Annotated in this window: 18 protein-coding genes; 3 read left to right on the forward strand and 15 right to left on the reverse strand. The window is 61.0% G+C overall.

Annotated elements, in window-relative coordinates; translation table 11 throughout:
• The first annotated feature begins 27 nt into the window (after positions 1-27).
• The 3 genes from nirB to B3187_RS13580 all read left to right on the forward strand — a co-directional run bounded on the left by nirB (position 28) and on the right by B3187_RS13580 (position 3757).
• Complete coding sequence (gene nirB / locus B3187_RS13570) at positions 28-2571, forward strand: nitrite reductase large subunit NirB (protein WP_286807011.1); 2544 nt, start codon at positions 28-30, stop codon at positions 2569-2571.
• A 43-nt stretch (positions 2572-2614) separates the two neighbouring features.
• The gene (nirD, locus tag B3187_RS13575) at positions 2615-2968 is read left to right on the forward strand and encodes a nitrite reductase small subunit NirD (protein ID WP_024462039.1); all 354 of its coding nucleotides are present in this window, start codon (positions 2615-2617) and stop codon (positions 2966-2968) included.
• A gap of 144 nt (positions 2969-3112) precedes the next feature.
• Positions 3113-3757 (forward strand): flavin reductase family protein, encoded by a 645-nt coding sequence (locus tag B3187_RS13580; protein WP_286807012.1) that lies wholly within the window; start codon positions 3113-3115, stop codon positions 3755-3757.
• 12 nt (positions 3758-3769) lie between these two features.
• On the opposite strand, the gene B3187_RS13585 is transcribed toward B3187_RS13580, so the two are convergent.
• The 15 genes from B3187_RS13585 to B3187_RS13655 all read right to left on the reverse strand — a co-directional run bounded on the left by B3187_RS13585 (position 3770) and on the right by B3187_RS13655 (position 18334).
• The gene (locus B3187_RS13585; protein WP_286807013.1) at positions 3770-4579 is read right to left on the reverse strand and encodes an ATP-grasp domain-containing protein; all 810 of its coding nucleotides are present in this window, start codon (positions 4577-4579) and stop codon (positions 3770-3772) included.
• Positions 4580-4680: 101 nt separating this feature from the next.
• On the reverse strand, positions 4681-5553 hold the full coding sequence (locus tag B3187_RS13590; protein ID WP_286807014.1) for an alpha/beta fold hydrolase: 873 nt from the start codon (positions 5551-5553) through the stop codon (positions 4681-4683).
• Positions 5550-6683, reverse strand: coding sequence for a helix-turn-helix transcriptional regulator (locus B3187_RS13595; protein WP_286807015.1), 1134 nt, complete (start codon positions 6681-6683; stop codon positions 5550-5552). Before B3187_RS13595 ends, B3187_RS13590 begins: the two co-directional genes overlap by 4 nt.
• 65 nt (positions 6684-6748) lie before the next feature.
• Entirely contained in the window at positions 6749-8011 is a 1263-nt protein-coding gene (locus tag B3187_RS13600; RefSeq protein WP_286807016.1) for an allantoate amidohydrolase, read from the reverse strand.
• Positions 8008-9267, reverse strand: a complete 1260-nt coding sequence (locus B3187_RS13605; RefSeq protein ID WP_286807017.1) for a pyridoxal-phosphate-dependent aminotransferase family protein — start codon at positions 9265-9267, stop codon at positions 8008-8010. Before B3187_RS13605 ends, B3187_RS13600 begins: the two co-directional genes overlap by 4 nt.
• A gap of 1 nt (position 9268) precedes the next feature.
• On the reverse strand, positions 9269-10051 hold the full coding sequence (locus tag B3187_RS13610; RefSeq protein WP_339618556.1) for a sulfite exporter TauE/SafE family protein: 783 nt from the start codon (positions 10049-10051) through the stop codon (positions 9269-9271).
• A gap of 38 nt (positions 10052-10089) precedes the next feature.
• Complete coding sequence (locus tag B3187_RS13615; protein WP_286807020.1) at positions 10090-11670, reverse strand: gamma-glutamyltransferase family protein; 1581 nt, start codon at positions 11668-11670, stop codon at positions 10090-10092.
• Positions 11667-12848, reverse strand: a complete 1182-nt coding sequence (locus B3187_RS13620) for an amidase (RefSeq protein ID WP_286807021.1) — start codon at positions 12846-12848, stop codon at positions 11667-11669. Before B3187_RS13620 ends, B3187_RS13615 begins: the two co-directional genes overlap by 4 nt.
• A gap of 5 nt (positions 12849-12853) precedes the next feature.
• The gene (locus B3187_RS13625; RefSeq protein WP_286807022.1) at positions 12854-13933 is read right to left on the reverse strand and encodes a purine nucleoside permease; all 1080 of its coding nucleotides are present in this window, start codon (positions 13931-13933) and stop codon (positions 12854-12856) included.
• Positions 13934-13937: 4 nt separating this feature from the next.
• A complete protein-coding gene (locus tag B3187_RS13630; RefSeq protein WP_286807023.1) occupies positions 13938-14852 on the reverse strand; it encodes a hypothetical protein in 915 nt (304 codons plus the stop codon).
• A 31-nt stretch (positions 14853-14883) separates the two neighbouring features.
• Complete coding sequence (locus B3187_RS13635) at positions 14884-16134, reverse strand: tetratricopeptide repeat protein (protein ID WP_286807024.1); 1251 nt, start codon at positions 16132-16134, stop codon at positions 14884-14886.
• 5 nt (positions 16135-16139) lie between these two features.
• Positions 16140-16784, reverse strand: a complete 645-nt coding sequence (locus tag B3187_RS13640) for an energy transducer TonB (RefSeq protein ID WP_286807025.1) — start codon at positions 16782-16784, stop codon at positions 16140-16142.
• Complete coding sequence (locus B3187_RS13645; protein ID WP_286807026.1) at positions 16784-17191, reverse strand: ExbD/TolR family protein; 408 nt, start codon at positions 17189-17191, stop codon at positions 16784-16786. The genes B3187_RS13640 and B3187_RS13645 overlap by 1 nt, the downstream gene beginning before the upstream one ends.
• An 18-nt stretch (positions 17192-17209) precedes the next feature.
• Positions 17210-17725, reverse strand: a complete 516-nt coding sequence (locus tag B3187_RS13650; protein WP_286807027.1) for a MotA/TolQ/ExbB proton channel family protein — start codon at positions 17723-17725, stop codon at positions 17210-17212.
• A 12-nt stretch (positions 17726-17737) separates the two neighbouring features.
• Positions 17738-18334 (reverse strand): MotA/TolQ/ExbB proton channel family protein, encoded by a 597-nt coding sequence (locus B3187_RS13655; RefSeq protein WP_286807028.1) that lies wholly within the window; start codon positions 18332-18334, stop codon positions 17738-17740.
• Positions 18335-18512: the final 178 nt, after the last annotated feature.

Genomic DNA, 18512 nt, shown 5'->3' on the forward strand with positions numbered 1-18512 from the left:
ATTTTGAGTTTAGTCAGGAGTGGTTTTATGAAACAGCGCATTATTGTGGTCGGCAACGGCATGGTCGGGCATAAGTTTATCGACACTTTATTGAGTGTGGAGAACGCCGGTGATTACGAGATCATCACCTTTTCCGAAGAGCCGCGCCTGGCCTATGACCGGGTCAAGCTGAGCAGCTACTTTGACGGCTCGACGGTCGAGGATCTGGCGCTGACCACCGAGGACGATTACCGCGAGCGCGGCGTGGTGTACACCCTGAACGACAAGGTGGTGAGCATCCAGCCGGACGAGCAGACGGTGACCACGGCGAGCGGCCGTACCGAGGCCTATCACAAGCTGGTGTTGGCCACGGGCTCCTATCCGTTTGTGCCCCCCATCCCCGGTGGGGATCAGGATCACTGCCTGGTGTACCGCACCATTGAAGACCTGGAAGCCATTACCGCCTCGGCCCAGAACAGTCAGGTGGGCGCGGTCATCGGCGGCGGTCTGCTCGGCCTGGAAGCGGCCAATGCGCTCAAGAACCTGGGCCTGAAAACCCACGTGCTGGAATTTTCCAATGGTCTGATGGCCCGTCAGTTGGATGAAGGCGGCGGCCAACTGCTGTGCCGGAAAATCGAAAAACTGGGTGTAAGTGTGCACACCGGCAAGAACACCAAGGAAATTATCGAAGGTGATGAGTGCCGCTTCCGGATGAACTTCGCCGATGGCTCGCACCTGGAAACCGATATGGTGATTTTCTCCGCCGGTATTCGCCCGCGGGATGAACTCGCCAAGCAGGCGGGCCTGGCAATGGGTGAACGCGGAGGCATCGCCATCAATAACCACTGCCAGACCTCGGCGGACAACGTCTACGCCATTGGCGAATGTGCCCTGTGGAACAACCAGATTTTCGGCCTGGTGGCCCCGGGTTACCAGATGGCCAAAATTGCCGTTGAGCATATTCAGGGCCGCGCCGAGCAATCCTTCACCGGCGCCGACATGAGCACCAAGCTCAAGCTGCTCGGCGTGGACGTGGGCAGTGTCGGCGATGCCCTGGCAATGACACCCGGCGCCCAAAGCTATACCTACAGCGACGGTGTGGCCGAAGTGTACAAACGCCTGATCGTCTCCGAAGACGGCAAGAAACTGCTGGGGGCGGTATTGGTGGGCGACACCGACGCCTACGGTACCTTGCAACAGATCTGCGTGAACGGGATGGACCTGCCTGCTTCACCGGAGCAGTTGATTCTGCCCGCCACCGACGGCGAGGCACCGGTGGGCATGGGTGTGGATGCCCTGCCCGACACGGCCCAGATCTGCTCCTGCCACGACGTTACCAAAGGCTCGATTCGCGATGCGGTGCAGAATGGCTGTACCGATATGGGCGGCATCAAGTCCTGCACCGGCGCCGCCACCGGCTGTGGTGGTTGCGCGGCATTGACCAAGCAGGTGATGGACGCCGAGCTGAGCGCCCTGGGTGTGGAGGTGAACAACCACCTGTGCGAGCACTTCGAGTACAGCCGCCAGGAGCTGGCCGATATTGTGCGCGTCAAACAGATCAAAACCTTTGACGAGCTGTTGGCGAGTCACGGTAAGGGCCTGGGCTGCGAAGTCTGTAAGCCCACGGTCGGTTCGATTCTCGCCTCCTTCTGGAACGATTACGTTCTGAAGGAAGAACACCTGGGCCTGCAGGACACCAACGACATTTATCTGGGCAATATGCAGAAGGACGGCACCTACTCCGTAGTGCCCCGAGTGGCCGGGGGCGAAATCACCCCGGAAAAGCTGATCGTGCTCGGTGAGGTCGCGAAGGAGTTCAACCTGTACACCAAGATTACCGGTGGTCAGCGGGTGGACCTGTTCGGTGCGCAATTGCACCAGTTGCCGATCATCTGGAAAAAACTGATCGACGCCGGTTTTGAAACCGGCCACGCCTACGGGAAATCCGTGCGTACGGTGAAATCCTGTGTGGGCAGCACCTGGTGCCGCTACGGGGTGCAGGACAGCGTGGATATGGCCATCGCCATCGAGAACCGCTACAAGGGCCTGCGCGCACCGCACAAAATCAAGTTTGCCGTATCCGGCTGCACCCGCGAATGCGCCGAAGCCCAGTCGAAAGACATCGGCGTAATTGCCACGGAAAAAGGTTGGAACCTGTACGTCTGCGGCAACGGCGGCATGCGTCCGCGCCACGCGGACCTGTTCGCCACCGACCTGGACGACGACACGCTGATTCAGTACATCGACCGGATTCTGATGTTCTACATCCGCACCGCCGATCGCTTGCAGCGCACCTCGGTGTGGATGGAGAACCTGGAAGGCGGGCTGGATTACCTGAAAGAAGTGGTGATTGAAGACAAGCTGAATATCGGCCGGGAGCTGGAAGATGACATGACCCGCAACCTGGCCAACTACCAGTGCGAGTGGAAGACCACCCTGGAAGATCCGGAAAAGCTCAAGCGCTTCCGCCACTTTATCAACAGTGACGAGATCGATGACAACCTCGCCTATGTGGCCGAGCGCGGTCAGCGTCGCCCCGCCACCGACGAGGAGCGCAAGAACCGCATCCCGTTAGTGGAAATCAATTCCTGAAGTTTGTGTTCAATGACCGATTGCCTTTAAGGAGAGCATCACCATGAATACCGCCGTCGCCAAGAAAGTGGAACAGACCTGGGTTGAGGTATGCAGCAAAGCCGACCTGCAACCCAACAGCGGCCTGTGCGCCCTGATCCATCAGAAGCAGGTCGCAATTTTCTACAGCAAGACCCTCGATGAAGTCTTTGCCATCGGCAACTACGACCCGGTTGGCAAAGCCAACGTCCTGAGCCGGGGCATTATCGGCTCCCTGGGCGAGCGCACCGTGGTGGCCTCACCGCTGTACAAGGAGCACTACGATCTGCGCACCGGCGAGTGCCTGGAGTCCGACGCCCACTCGGTACCGGTGTACCCGGTTCGCGTGGAAAACGGTGTGGTCAGCATTCAGGTCTGACGCGTTTCTGCCAAATAGCATTTCCCCTTCTTCTTCATTGCTTCATGAAGTCGATCCTTTGGGGTGGCCCCGACCACCCCCTTTTTTTGACCCATTGCCCCCACCTTGTCGTATAGTGTTTCCACAAGCCATTGTGGAGCGACTATGACTTCTTCCCTGTACTTTGACCGCCCGAGCATCGAGCAGATGGAAAAGCGCTACCGCGCGCAATTCATCAACTCCCTGGCGGGCTTCAAGAGCGCCAATCTGGTCGGCACTGTGGACCAGGACGGCCACCCCAATTTGGCAATCGTCAACTCGGTCATCCATTTGGGGGCCAATCCACCGCTGATGGGCATGGTGACGCGCCCGCGCACGGTAGAGCGGCACAGCGTGGGAAATATTCTGGCCACCGGTTACTACACCCTGAATCAGGTGCATGGCGGCATGATCCGCCCGGCCCATCAAACCTCCGCTCGCTACCTTCGCGGGCAATCGGAATTCGATGCCACCGGGTTAAAACCAAGCTATCTGGAAGATCACCCGGCCCCCTATGTCGGCGAGAGCCGCCTGAAGATCGGCTTGAAACTGCTGGAGTGCAAACACCTGGAGTCCAACAACACCGATTTTATCGTCGGTGAAATCGTCGCAGTGCATGTGGAGCCGAATGTGATTCAACCGGACGGCTACGTGGATATCGAAGCGTTGGACGCGGTGACCATTTCCGGGCTGGACAGCTACCATCGCACCGAGCGCCTGGAGCGGCTGGCCTACGCCAAGCCGGATGAGCCGACACGCGCGCTGGAATAAACCAACACGCCGTTATGCCGCTACCGGCTCCGGCGGGCGACTGGGGCCGTCATTCTGTGCGGATTGACGCTCCAGATAGCCCAGAATCGCCTCGCGCAGACGCTGGCCGCCGCCCGGAATACCCTGGTTGCCGAACAGGCGGTTGAATTCCAACAAGTAGGGATGATCGCCCACCAGAGCAATATCAAACCCAGCGTGATCCACCCCCAGCTTTCGCGCGACCGACAGCGCCAGGTCGGCCACCACCGCGGGCACGGGGCTGTAATCCACACTCCCGCCACGCGCCACATTGTTGTGAAAACTGAACCCGGATTGCAGTCGCCAGTAGGCCGCCAGCACCTGATCCCCGACGACCACCACCCGCACATCCCGATCGATGGGCAGCCACTCTTGCACATAGAGGGTGTCGGTCCGCCCGAGATACTCGCGCCATTGATCCCGCTCTTCGATCAACCACACGCCCTCTCCCATACTGCTTTTGGCGAGCTTGGCGACAAACGGGTGAGTCATCTCCTGCCAGAGTTCCTCGGCATTGTCCGGGGTATTCGCGCGAATGTGGGTCAACGGTACATGGGCCGGCGCCACGGTCTGAAATGCCCGGGTCATTTCAATTTTGTTGTGCCCCAACAGATAGCTGGCCTGGCTGGGAAATACCCGGCAGCCCATGCCGTAGATCAACGCATTGATCTGCCAGTACTCGGGAAACAATATCCACTCGGCCGCACTCAGCTCGGACTGATGGCGGAACAGGTGGTCGGGTTTGAAATGGCGGGTATCGGGAAACCCCAGAGTGCGAAACACATCGAAACTGGCGAAACGCATGACAAAGACTCAAAGAAACGGCGAGCCGCAGGAGGCGCGAATTTTGCCCTCAACGTGTCGCTTTTGACAAGCAGTTTTATTACCGCTCAAGGCTTTTGTTGTCAGGCGTTTTCCAGAATCCAGTCGGTCCATAATGCCGACGCGCCGGGTCCCAGCAGGGGCGAGTAATGCCCCTCTCCCGGCAAAATAACGGCGCGACTGTGAGGACAGCTCTGGTGAAGAGCCTCCAGGTGGCGCACGGTGAGCAACTGGTCGCTATCGCCATGGATAAAGTTGACCGATGCCGGTAGCGTCTCCAGTTCATAGCGCCAGGGTGACACCATCAACTGCAGTTCACGGGAAAGGGCCGACGCCGATGTAGCCGGCCCCTGTCGGGTGGCTTGTGTCATGGTCTGCGCGAACCGGTGTTTTGTATCGGACTCATCCAGAACCGCAAGATCTTCCGCTGACAGGCTGCTGCGCATCGCCTCCTGCAAGGTGGCTCCGTCGCCGGTCAGAGCGGTCAGGGACTCGGCAAGCTGCGCCGGATTGTCCCGGGCGCCCTGCCAGGCACCGGCGGTCAGTGCCGCCGCTTCCCGATCGGGATCATCCAACCAGTGCAGCGCCGGCGCCCCCACCGATACCATCCGGGACACCCGCTCGCCGAGCACTCGGGCCGCGGCAAGGGCAAAGAGACCGCCGGCCGAAAAACCCAGTAAGCGGATCGTCGGCACCGAATACGCATCAGCGATCGCGCCAATATCCTCTGCGAGCATGGCCAGGGTATACTCGGGGCATGAGGTGGATCCACCAAAACCGGGACGATCAAACGCCAACAATCGGACCTTTTCCGCAACAGCCTCCGGCAACCGGGCTTCATCCGCCGACCCCGGAAGCCCGTGCAGGTAAATCCAGACCGGCGCGTCGGGTGCTCCCTGCTCCAGCACCCGCAGGCGACGCCCATCCGGTCGGTCAATACAGCATTCGATGGTCAATGCGCGTCTCCATCCGATGGCAGTGCCGCACACACCATCAACAGCTTGCGGATCAATTGCGCCTGGCGGGTAACGCCCACCTTGCGCATGACCGATTTCAACTGGGCCCGCACGGTATGAATGGACAGATTCAGGCAGGCGCTGATCTCGGACAGCTCATAGCCGCGCAACAATTCCCCCAGCAGACGAATCTCCGCCTGGGTCAGGCCATAGAGGGTGTGAAGGCGCTGGGCGTTGGGCTTGACCGGTCGCTCCGGATCCAACAGAAACACCAATAGCGCCTCCTGCTCGGGGCCCATGAGTGCGTGGGCCGACGGCCGGCGATACTGCATGGCCACGAGTGTGGCGCCGGAGTGGCCGAGGGGCATCACATCGGCGCTGATATCACCACGGCTCACCCGGTCACAGACAGATCGCCACCGGGACTCTTCCATGGCATCCCGCAACTGCAACCGATCGCCGCTGAGCCCAAGGCCATAGACATGCGTCTGCATCGCCTCTTCCGCCACAGCGTTGAACCACTGACAACGCCTCTGCCGGTCCACCAGCCAGACACCGTAAGGCAGGCAATCCAGCGCGGCTCTCGCCTGCCCCAACACGACTTCAAACTCCCCCATTAACTGCATCATGCGGGCGGCGCGTTTCAGGTGGGGATAAAAGATATCCAGTTCGCGCTGTTCCGAGCGGGAGAAAGGCCCGGCACGGCGGGGGCGGTGAACGCCGATATGCGCGGCCCGGGAGGCCTGGCGCTCGAACTGGGCGCCCATGGCATAGAAGTTCCCGTTGGGACGAAACACCATCTGATAGTGCGCGCTGCGCTCAAACTCCCGGTCGGACACAATCTCGTGACTGGCCAGTGTGGTGCCCAAGGGCGCCGCCGACAGCGCGTCACGAAACAGGTCAACCGCCACGGATTCTTCCATGTAGCGCCGATTGGCTTCGGCATCAAACCCCTGAGTGAAAGAGGAGTAAACCCGTGGTTTTTCGATATCGGTAATGCGCAGGGAAGCGGTTCCACCGTCGAAGCGGGTGGCCAATTGTCCGAGAAACCGGGGCCAGCGCTCCGGGTTCATCGCGCCGTCATAGAGGCTTTCGAGTAAGTCCGGGGCTGTGGGTTTGGCAAGGGGCACCGCCGACTCCTGAGGGTCAAAGAACTGTGTGCTTCACCTCATTAAAGCACAGGCGGTCGCGGGTTTCATCCCGTTCGCCGCACGTGAAGTAGTGTTTGGACCAGAGTTGCTATTGCGGGAATCAGATCCGCTTGCGCAACGGACTCATCTGGATGATGACTGATACCACCTTTGCAGCGCAGAAAATACATCGCGCAATCAGTAATTTCCGCCATGGCCATTGCATCGTGCCCCGCCCCACTCATCAAACGCAGCGCCTTAAGATTGAGGTCTGATAGCACGGAGCACTGTAATTGTTGCCACCACTCAGCACAGGCGACTGACGGGGCATTATGGATTTCTCGCCACGTAGAGCTCAACTCCCGGAGCTCTTCAATATGCTTTAATTGGTCGCGAATGATCGTCAACGCGTGATCGCGAAGGCGATCATCTGCGGAGCGGATATCCAATGACAGGTGCACTGCGCCAGGAATAACATTGACGCCACCGGGTAACGCCTCACACCGCCCCACAGTGGCAACAACTCCCTCCTCCCGGGCCACTCTCTCGGCTGCAAGAATAAATTCTGCCGCACCAACCAAAGCATCACGCCGCATGTTCATCGGCACGGTGCCTGCGTGACCTGCATGACCAACCAGTTCAATATCAACGCGGCGAGCACCAGCGATGGCTGTAACCACCCCCAAGGGTTCGTCCCGTTGTTCAAGCACAGGCCCCTGTTCGATGTGTAGTTCCAGATAGCCCAGTAAGCCCTGCGGCGAACGGGCTGCCTCACCAATTCTGGCCGGGTTCAAACCGAACCGTTCGAAGGCCGAGTACAAAGAGACGCCTTCTGCGTCAGTCAACTCCCACCAAGAATCCTGCCAAGTGCCGGCGACCGCGCGGCTACCCAACAAGGTGGTGCCAAAACGCGCGCCCTCCTCATCACCAAAACCGACGATATCAATATGGAAAGGCAGTCGTACCTTGGCCGCTCGCAATTGCTCGACGGCGGAAAGTGCGGTCAGCACTCCCAGCATACCGTCGTAGCGACCAGCATTGGGCACAGTGTCCAAATGGGAACCCACAATCAACGCTTGGGTCGCAGCCGGATCGGCTGCGGCGTAGCGGCCCCACAGATTGCCGGCGGCATCCTCCCAAGTCTCCAGACCCGCTGCTCTCATCCATCCCGCCACCTTATCGTTGGCCTTACGGTGTTCAGGTGTCAGATAAAAACGGCTTAGGCAGTCAGGATCCGAACTAATGCCAGCCAATTCGTCACAGCGGGTCATCAGGCGAGCGGCCGGCTCGGCCAGAGCCGCTTCCGAGAGATTCAGATCGACGCTCATACGACGCCCTCCTCGGTGTATATTTCCAGCGCACAATCGGTTCCGGCACCAGCGGTAAGTGTGTGACCACACCGGCGAAGCACAGCCTCCAGCGACGCCAGAGTCTGCAGTACGGCGTCTTTACGGGCGTTATAGCCCATGGTGCCAATACGCCAGATTTTGCCGTGCAAAGGACCAAAAGAGGTACCGATTTCGATACCGAAATCGTTCAGCATGGCTTGGCGTACCGGCTCCCCGGGAATGCCATCGGGGATATAAATACCCACGACGTTGTGCATTTTGTTCGCCTGGTCGCCGAACAGCCTGAGGTTCATGGCGGCCAGGCCCTCGGCCATTGCGAGGCCGTGAATGCGGTGGCGCTCGATGGCCGCCTTGATGCCCTCCTCGAGCAGAATGCGGGCGCACTCGCGGGCGCCGTAGAGCATGGTGGTGGCTTCGGTGTGATGGTTGAGCCGCTCCTCGCCCCAGTAATCCATGATCATGCCCAGATCGAAATAGTTTGAGGGAATGCGCGGGCCCTGGCCGTCCCGGTGGTGTTCACTGCGAATCCCCGCCTCCACATGTTTGCGGCGGCGAATGACGTCCACGGCTCTTCGGCTCAGCGTCAGGGGCGCGCTGCCCGACGGTCCGCAGAGGCATTTCTGCAGGCCGACCGATACCGCATCCAGGCCCCAGTCATCAGTGCGGAAAGGGTTACCCCCGATGGAGGCGGTGGCGTCGGAGTAGAACAGGACACCGTGCTCACGACAGATGGCTCCCAGCTCTTCGAGCGGCTGGAGCATGGTGGTGGAGGTGTCCCCCTGCACCACGGCGAGCACTTTGGGCTGTACCCTGCGGATGGCGGTTTCAATCTCCTCCGGGGTAAAAACCTGGCCCCACGCCGTCTCAAGGGTGTGCACCTCGGCCCCACAGCGCTCGGCAATCTCGGTGAGCAGGTGGCCGAAGCGGCCGAAGATGGGCACCAGCACCTTGTCCCCAGGCTCGAGCAACGACACCAGCACCGCCTCGATGCCCGCGCGTGAGGTGCCGTCCACCAGAAAGGTCCATTCGTTGTCGGTCTCGAAAACCGCCCGGTACAGGGCCATGGTTTCGTTCATGCACCGGGTCATGGCAGGGTCGTACTGGCCCACCAACTGCGCGGACATGGCGCGCAATACGCGCGGGTCCACAGTAATCGGGCCCGGGCCCATCAACAGGCGCGGGGGAGGGGAGAAGGGCCGCATCAGATTGGAGGCGGGTTGAAGAGTTTCGGACATATCACACTCCCAGGGTCTGCATCAGCATGCGCGCGCCGCTGATGCACAGAAAAATGGCGAACACGCGTTTGAGCCAGAGCGCGTCCAGTTTGGAACCCAGCCATGTACCGACCGGCGCCAGCAGCACCGTGAGCGGCACAATGGCGGCGAAGCCGGCGAGGTTAACCAGCCCGACCATGCCGGCGGGGGCACCCGCGGGCGTCTGGGCCAGCAGCATCGCGGTGGCACCCGGCAGGGCGATCAGAAGGCCGAAGAAAGCGGCGGTGCCCACGGCCCGGTGCGGGGCGACGTTACAGGCTGTGAGCATGGGTACGCCCAGGGTGCCCCCACCGATACCGATCATCACCGAGAAGTAGCCGATGGCGCCGGCCATTACCCCCTGCCCCGGCAGGCCGGGAAGCGACTCGGACACTGGCGGCGCCTTGGGGCGAAAGAGCATATTGGCGGCCACCAGGAGGGCGATAACGCCAAACACACCGCTGATGACCCGGCCGTTGACTACCAGGGCCGTGGCGCTCCCGCCAATGACGCCGAACACCATAAAAGGCCACCAGCGCTTGATCAGCGCCCAGTCGACGTTGCCCCGCCGATGGTGGGCGCGAACCGAGGAAAGACTGGTGGGTACGATCACCAGGAGGGAGGTGCCGGTCGCCACTCGAATGGCTACGTCGGGGTCGACGCCCAGGCCCTGCAATACGAAATACAGCACCGGCACGATGACAATGCCGCCGCCCACTCCGAGCAGGCCGGCAAGAACGCCGGCGAGCGCTCCGGTGGCAAGCATGGCGAGAATCGTGGGCAGCCATTCATTTAAAAAGGCACTCAAGCGGGGGCCCTCCCTACCAATCCGGCGCCATCGCTGCGCGGGTCGCTGGCGGCGATGACCGGGCCGCCATTGAGCGCGACCACCGCGCCGGCGTGCCCCATCATTTCACTGTGCGACGGCACGGTGCGGGTCCGATGTCCCATGCGGGCCAACTCATCCCCCACCCGATCCGCCAGGTCGGCTTCCAGTTTGAGATCATCATCGGTCTCGCCCCAGGTTCGGCCCAACAGCCAGCGACCACGATTGATGGCTTCGTCCAGGGGCAGGCCGTCGTACCAGTAGCGGGTCAACAGCGCCGCCTGGGTCTGCGGCTGGCCTTCCCCGCCCATGGAGCCGTAGGCCATGCGTCGGCCATCGTTGAACAGGGCCAACGCGGGGTTGAGCGTGTGCAGAGGGCGGGCGCCCGGGCGCAGGGCGTTGTGATGATCCGGGTCCAGCCGGAAACTCAGGCCCCGGTTGTTCCACACCAGGCCGGTGCCGGGAATCACCACCCCGGAGCCGAACTCCCAGTAGAGACTCTGGATAAAACTGACCATGGTGCCGCGCCGATCCACGCAGCCCATCCAGACGGTGTCGCCCGGCTCGGCGACACGGGGCCAGGGCGAGGCAGTATCGCCAACGCGCCCCGCCAACTCGTCCAGCGTCTGGTCCGCCAGCCACAACTGGCCGAGTTGACGCATGTAGCGGGGGTCGGCAATTTCCCGGTCCCGGATCAAGAACGCCTGCTTGGTGGCTTCCACCAGGGTATGAATTTTCTGCGCTTCGGACCAGTCGTCCCGATAGAGCCGGTCATAGAGCGCCAGGATGATCAGCGAGGCCAGCCCCTGGGTGGGCGCCGGCAGGTTGTAACATTCGCCGAAGCGGGTGGTGACCGACAGCGGCCTCACCAGCTTGGCGTGGTAGTTCTCGAAATCCGACAGGCGCAACGGGCTGCCCGCCGCTTCCAGCGCGGCCGCGAGCTCCCCGGCGATCTCGCCCCGATAAAAGCTTTTCAGTCCCTGGCGGGCGAGGCGGTCGAGAAAATCCCCCAGCTCCGGGTTGCGCAGCGTATCACCCACCTTGAGCGGCGCTCCCTTTCGGGTAAAGAGCCACTGGTATTCGGTTTCCGCCTGAAGTTCGGTCGACACCTTGCGGCTGGCGGCGGCCAGAGACTCGGTGACCGGAACCCCCTCACGCGCCAGAGTGGCGGCCGGCGCCAGTAGCTCTTTCAGCGGCTTCAGGTGACGGGTTTCGCCGATCAGCTCCCGGGCCCGCTGCCAGCCGGCCAGGGTACCGGCCATGGTCAGGGTCGACGGAGCCCCGCGCGGAGGTATGGCCTCCAGCCCCTGTTCCCGGTAGTAACCAATGCTGGCCCGCTCCGCGGCGGTACCGCAGGCGTCGATGGCCCGGGGGGCGTGGCCCGGTTCGTGAATCAGCCAGAAGCCGTCACCGGCCAGGCTGTTCATATGGGGGTAGAGCACACTGATGGCGGCGGCCCCCGCGATCATGGCATCCACCGCGTTGCCGCCCTCTTCCAGCACTTTCAGGCCGATGTTCGCCGCCTCGCGGTGGGGAGCGCTGAACGCCACTTCAGTCATGAGTGGTTCTCCGTCAGGGTGTGTGCCAGTTCGAGCAGCACTTTGTCGTGCCGATGCGCGCCCAGCAGCGAGACGCCCATGGGCGCCCCGTCGCGGGAGAGCACCGGCAGGTGCAACTGCGGCAGACTGCACAGCCCCGCCGGAGCCGTCAGGCCCATCAATTGGCTGCGATAGACCGCGATCCGGTCACTGGCGGCGTCAAGCCTTGGAGCGGGCCCGGGCGTGGTGGGCATCAGCACCGCTTCCACGCCTTCAAACCAACGGGCGATGGTGGCGCACAGTGGCGCCCGGTCGCGCTCGGCGGCGAGCTCATCGGCCTCGGTCAAACCCCGACTCCATTGCAGGCGCGCCTGTATGTCCGGGGCGAACACCGGTTTGCGCTCGGTGATCCAGCGGCCGTGGGTGCGCCAGATTTCCCGCCCCTGCAGCGTTCGGAAACACTCGCTGGCGTGGTTGAGCCAATCCCCGTTCACGTCAATTCGCCGTAGAATCACCGCCGAAGTGCCGAGGGACTGAAGCCAGGCATCATGCTCTTCGCGCCAGAGCGGTTGATCGCCCTGCTCCGGCACCAGTACCGCCAGCGTGATCGGGCCGCTGGCGGTTCGGCTCGGCATATCCTCCGGCAGCAGAACCTCGCCGACCCGCCTGAGCAAGGCAAGGGTGTTCGTCATCCAGCCCACGGTGTCGAAGCGCGGGGCCAGTGGCACGGTCTCCTCCAGACTCAGCTCGCCGTGGGTGGGCCTCAGACCGAACAGGCCGTTGTAGCTCGCGGGCACACGGATGGAACCCCCCGTGTCGGTGCCCAGCCCGATGTCCGCCTCGCCAGCGGCCACCACCACGGCGGAACCGGAACTGGAGCCGCCGGGCAGGCGATTCTTGGCTTTTGGGTTCATGGGCGTGCCGTAATGAATGTTCTGACCATTGAGGCTGTAGGCCAACTCATCGGTCAGGGTTTTGCCCACCAGTTCGGCGCCGGCGTTCAACAGTTGCTCGACCACCGGTGCGGTGCGGGTGGGCAGCGGATGGCTGGCGAGCCAGTCCGGGTTGCCGGCGCCCGTGGGCAGACCGGCGATATGGAACAGGTCCTTGACCGCCAGCCGCAGCCCCGACAGAGGACCGCCGCCAACGGTGGGGACGACCCGTTTTTCGGGCCGCCAAGTATACGCACGCAGGTCCATAGGCATCAGGGCAGATCAGCCACCGAAGGAATGCGGTCCTGGTAAGTATCCCAGTTGGTCAGAATTTCCTCCATCACTTCAGAGCCGACGATGTAGGCACTTTCGAGCGCCGCATCCAGCCCGGCGTAACCGTCATTTTCCGCCAGCAGATTGTCGACCGCGGTCACGCCCGGAGGCGGCATGGTGTAGTTACTGCCAGTGCGCAGTACCATGACCCGGTCTTTATCCACTTTGCCCAGATTGTCCAACAGGCTCAGGGACAGAAAGGTCCCGGTATCTTCCATGGCGGAGGTCACGAACTCCCCTTTGCCATCGGTCCAGTAGTCGACCCACTTATTGGCCCAGTCGTTGAGAATTTCACCGTGCCAGAAGCGCATGGCCGCCAGTTGGTCACCCTTGAGAACGAACGGCGGCTTCTGCGCGTTGGGGTGGTCGGTGTACATGGAGCGGGTCTCCTCCAGCCCTTCCATATCCGGTAGCTCGGCGTCTTTGGTCAGTTCAAAAGCCCAATTGAACAACTCGGAATTCAGCTGCAACATTTCAAACGTGGGTTCGGGTTTGTTCGGGTCGTAAGGCTTGCGCGTATGACGGGGAAAAATACCGATCTCCCAATCCTCCGGCACCTCCCGCATATCGATCTGGTGCCCAAGGTCGCCATCGACCAGGTACTCGGCCCAGGCGGCCGAACCAATGGAGGCATCCTCCGGGTCGATCCCGGCGATACCCGCCACCAGCCAGTAGGCGTCGGTCAGGTCAAAGCGCGGATCCATGCCCAGCGCCATGGCGGTACCGGCGGAATAGGCGGTGCCGATGCCGGTAATGATGCCGAGTACGCCGGTTTCTTCGTTCAGGTAAATGTCGTGCGGTGAGTTCTTGAACGGCAGAACGGTGTCGAGGTCGGCGCGCTCTTTCCACAACTGGAACTCACCCGCCTGGTCGCCTTCCACATCGCCAATTTCAAACATGGAAACCACCACGAATTTGATTTTGATCGGCTCGGGCGCCTTGGTGGCCTGCTGGGCACAACCGCCGAGCAGTAGCGCGCACAACAAACCGGTCACAGAGAGTTTAGTCAATTTCAACATGAAGTCAGTCCTGTTTCTTTTGGGAAGTCATTTCGGGGTGGTTGATCAAACCGTCGGACACGCGGGGCTTGCCTTTGAGTTTGGCGATGGCGGGCAGCGAGGCCAGTACGATATCGAGGCTCAGCGGATTGACGCGCGGGTAGAGCTCCTCCATCAGGGAAAAGTCCCAGTCGGCCCGCCCCTCGGCCGGATTGGAAATGACACCGAGGGCGGCGTAGTTGATTCCGAGCATTCGGGAATAGGCCATTTCCGAGGCGAGGTTCATGGTGACAATGTCACCGCCCATGCGGGCCATCATTTCCACTTCCGCTACGGTTTCAAACCGGCCGCCCCGACTCTGTAGAACCGTGCCGCCGTCGTGAATGCTGATGTCCTGGTAGTCCGGATTATCCAGAATGGCCTTGCGGGTTTCCTCGAGCAGGATGTCGCGAATGTCAGTATCCACCGCCGGTACAAAGCGAGGCAGTGGAATGGCGTCCGGGTCCCGATACACTTCGTGGGGAATGCTGATGGGCCGGTCGATATTAAGGTCGATGAAGTCATCCACCAGAATGTAGTCGTACACCTCCATGCTGCGGTTGATGGCACCGGCGGTGGCTCCACCGATTGCTTCCTCGACACCCAGGTCGTACAACGCCACCCAGGTTTCCAGCCACTTGCCCTCACCGTGGGCGTGAATGTAGTAGAACGGAATGCCCTTGTGCTCGGCATAGTAGATGGTGGGTGACTGCCCCACCTTGGTATCAATCGTGAACTCGGACTGAATCAGACCGTCGCGATGAAAAATGATGTCGTTCAAAAAAGTGCCACCCAGTATGGCGATGCGGGCCTTGGGTTGGGCTGCACCGGCCATACCGGCGGCCAACACGAAGAACGTGAGAACGACGAAGCGAAACGGTCGGAATAATGTGTGGAACATGATTGTAACTCCAGATATTTAGAGCGTATGCTCAGCTGTTGTTTCGGCTCTGCCAACGACTTTGACGACGAAGGCCTTCTGCGTATTTAAGCCAGCCGTTGGCTTGCTCCCGAGTATCATCGTAGGCGCGTGCCTCGCGCAGAGCGTTCAGCCCCGCTTCAAAATTTTCCTGTTCAGTGAGAGCGATACCCAAGGTCAACCAGACCTGTCCGGGCTTTTTCAGGGGCCGTTGTTGCGCGCTTTCCAGCGCCGCGACGGCGTCGGCCCAACGGGCCTGCTCCACGCGGATGTTGGCAATGCGCAGGTAAGGGTCACCCTCGCCCGTAGCTTCGGCCAACGCTTGCAAGGCGGCCACAGCTTTGTCGTATTCACGGGCACTGTTCCAGGCGTTGACCCATAACCCGAGGAAGGTCTCATCGCGCGGGACCAGCTCCTGTTCGAGCGCTGCTTCCAGAAAACGACCGGCACGATCGGGAATGCCTTCGGCAATGGCCAATTGCACCAGTGAGCGTACGGAGCTTTCCTTTTCCAGTACCCCGTTGCGCCAGGCGAGCTGCAGGCTGGCCAGCGCCTTTCCTTCCTGTTCCAGCATCAGGTAGACACTGGCCAACTGTTCCCAGTACTGGGACTTTTCCGGCCAGTGGCCAGCGGCGCCCTTCAGAAAGCGGGCGGCTTTGTCGTACTCCTCCAACTGGAAGCTGGCGGCAATCAGCAGTTGGTACCAGCTCTCCTGAGGCTCGTCAGTCATGGTGACCGCCTGCTCAGCGAACGGAATCGCATCGGCGTAGCGCTCGGTCTGCGCCAGCAGGTTGGCCATGAACATCAGTTGTTGCGGTTTGGGTTCTTCGAGGGTTTCGAACCACACCTGAGCAAAACGGATGGCCTCGTCAAATTGCTCCTGCGCGGCGTAAAGCTGGGCCACCATGTAGCCAAGCTCCACCTTCATTTGCTCCGGCAGCTTTCCGATATCCAGGCTCGCGCGCATCAATTCCAGCGCCTCAGAATGGTTATCCCGGGTAAGCTCAGCGTAGCCGAGCATCTGCAGCACCATGGCCAGGTCCATGGTGTCCGGGTCTACCTCCTCACGCAGCTCCCAAAGTTCTGTCAACGCTTCTTCGGTTTTCTCTTCCGCCATCAACTCCTGAATGTCGGTCAGCTTGTTGTAAGTGCTGCCACTCAGGGAGTCGTCTTGAGCAACGGCAAGAGCGCTGCACCCTATAAGAAGCGTCACTGTTAGGGGTCGGCGAATACGACGCAGACAGTTTGCAATAACAGTACTCATGTCGGTCAGTCTCTCAGCGTAAATTCGATCGTTTGGCGTGCCTGCTGGGGCTGAGCTTCACCGTCCACCATTTTCGGGCGGAAGCGCCAGCGCTGCATGGCCTGGACCGCGGCCTGGTCAAACAAGCGCGGAGGGTTCGACTCAACCACTTCGACATTGGAGACGGTTCCGTCCGCGCGAATCTGTACGTGCATCGTGACGTAACCTTCCAGCTTGGCCTGACGGGCGCGCTGCGGATAGTTCGGTGGAATTCTCACCGTGGGAATCACATCCGAATCAAAGCCCCCCATACCGGTGCCACCACTTCCGGACAGGCCCGCCATATTGGGCCCACCGCCGGTCTGCAAGGGCATATCCATACTCGGCATGTCCATCGACAGCGCGTTCTGGTTCTGCACCTGATTGTCTTCCACCGCGGCCGTGGGAGTTTCCGGTGGCGTATCCGGCTCCGGAGGTTCCTCGGGAGTGCGCCGGTCTTTGGTTTCCACCTTTTCCTCTGCCGCATCGATGCGAACGAAGTTCAAAGCGGGCTGATCACCACTGCCATCGGCGAACCGACCCTCGGTGGCGATCAGCACCTGCATGCCGATAAAGATCAGCAGGCCAAGCAGCGCCGCCGCGCCCAAACTTACCGAATATTTCACCCACATCAGTTATTCTCCGACGCCACCGATACCGATTCGGCTCCGGCAAGCCGGGCCTGGTCCATCACCTGAATCAAGGTGTCCGTATTGGAGTCGCGGTCGGCAACAATGATGACCGCCGCCCCCGGACTTTCCGCCAGACCGCGCTCTACGTTAGCGCGGATCGCGCGCTTGTCGATCTGACGCTTGTCCATAAACACCTGGTTGGAGGCGTCGATGCCAATCTGAATGCTGTTGGCTTCTGCCTGCATGGCGGTGTCCGCCTGGGGCCGAGTGACATCGACGCCCGCCTCTTTGACAAAAGTCGAAGTGACGATAAAGAAAATCAGCATGATGAACACCACATCGAGCATGGGTGTCATGTCGATATCGTTGTCGTCGTCTTCGTTCATGAAAAACTGGTTATCACTCATAGCAACCTCGGTGGCCTGTCATTCTTCGCGCGACATGGCGGTGTGTAACCGCCGCCGTTCGCGCTGGTAGCGACGGTTCAACTCCGTCGCAAAAGGGATGGCGAGAATCGCCACCACCATGCCCGCCATGGTGGGAATGGTGGCGGCACTGACGCCGTCCGCCATGGCACGCGGGTTTCCTGAACCCATGTACGCCATCACATCGAAGACCTGGATCATGCCGGTCACGGTGCCGAGCAACCCGAGCATGGGCAGCAAGGCAATCAACGCGGTGATCAGCTTCAGGTTGCGTAACATCGAGCACTCCACCTCGGAGAACAGCTGGCGGCGCTTTTGCTGGTTAAACCAGCGCGACCCGCTGTGGACCTCCCGCCAATGGTCGAGCTGGCCGGACCGGTTCTCCGGCAATTCGCGCAGAAAGAACCAGTAGCGCTCGACGATCAGGCACCAGAGCCAGACGGTGACGGCCAGAATGACCCAAAGCACATCACCACCGGCATCCAGGAAGTCGCTCAGTTTGGATAAGACTTCCATCTTGGCCTCCGCTTAGGCTTTGGTCTTGGCGATGTCGACCGCTTTATCGGCGATCATGCCCGAGGCCTGCTCACCAATCATCTTGCTCAGCTGCTGCACGCGGCTGCTGAGCAGGCTGCTGGAGAGCAACAGCGGAATGGCGACCACCAGGCCAAGCACGGTGGTAATCAGCGCCTGGGAGATACCGCCGGCCATCAGTTTGGGATCGCCGGTGCCGAACAGGGTGATTGCCTGGAAGGTACCGATCATGCCGGTGACCGTGCCGAGCAGACCCATCAGCGGGGCAATGGCGGCAAGCACTTTGATGATCGACAGGCCCCGGCGAAGCTCGGCAAGGTCCTTGAAGATGACCTCTTCCAGTTTTTTACTGAGCGCATCGAGATCGTTCAGGTGCTTGTTCTCGTAGTAGGCCTGCATCATCCGACCCAGAGGGTTGTCGTTTTCGGCGTGTTCCATATCTTTGAGCTGACGACGCATGCGCTTGGACACCCGCGCCAGTTTGATCAAGCGCTCGATCACAATCAGCATGCCAATGATGCCCACCACAATGATGGCGTAGCCTACTTCCTTACCCTGCTGAACCCGCTCGCCCAGACTGGGGGATTGCACCAGCAGACCGAGCAGAGAACCGCGTGAGGGATCGAGCGCGAACGGCACGGTGGTATCCCCCGCAGCGGAGTACAGATCTTCCGCAGAGGAGCGGACCGAACCCGAAGGCTGACGCGGCAGTTCCACCAGCTCCTGCGTGGAGGATTCGTAATCGAGGTAGGTGTCGTCTGTGATGACG

This window comes from Marinimicrobium sp. UBA4209, assembly GCF_002381585.1.
Taxonomy (GTDB): Bacteria; Pseudomonadota; Gammaproteobacteria; order Pseudomonadales; family Cellvibrionaceae; genus Marinimicrobium; species Marinimicrobium koreense.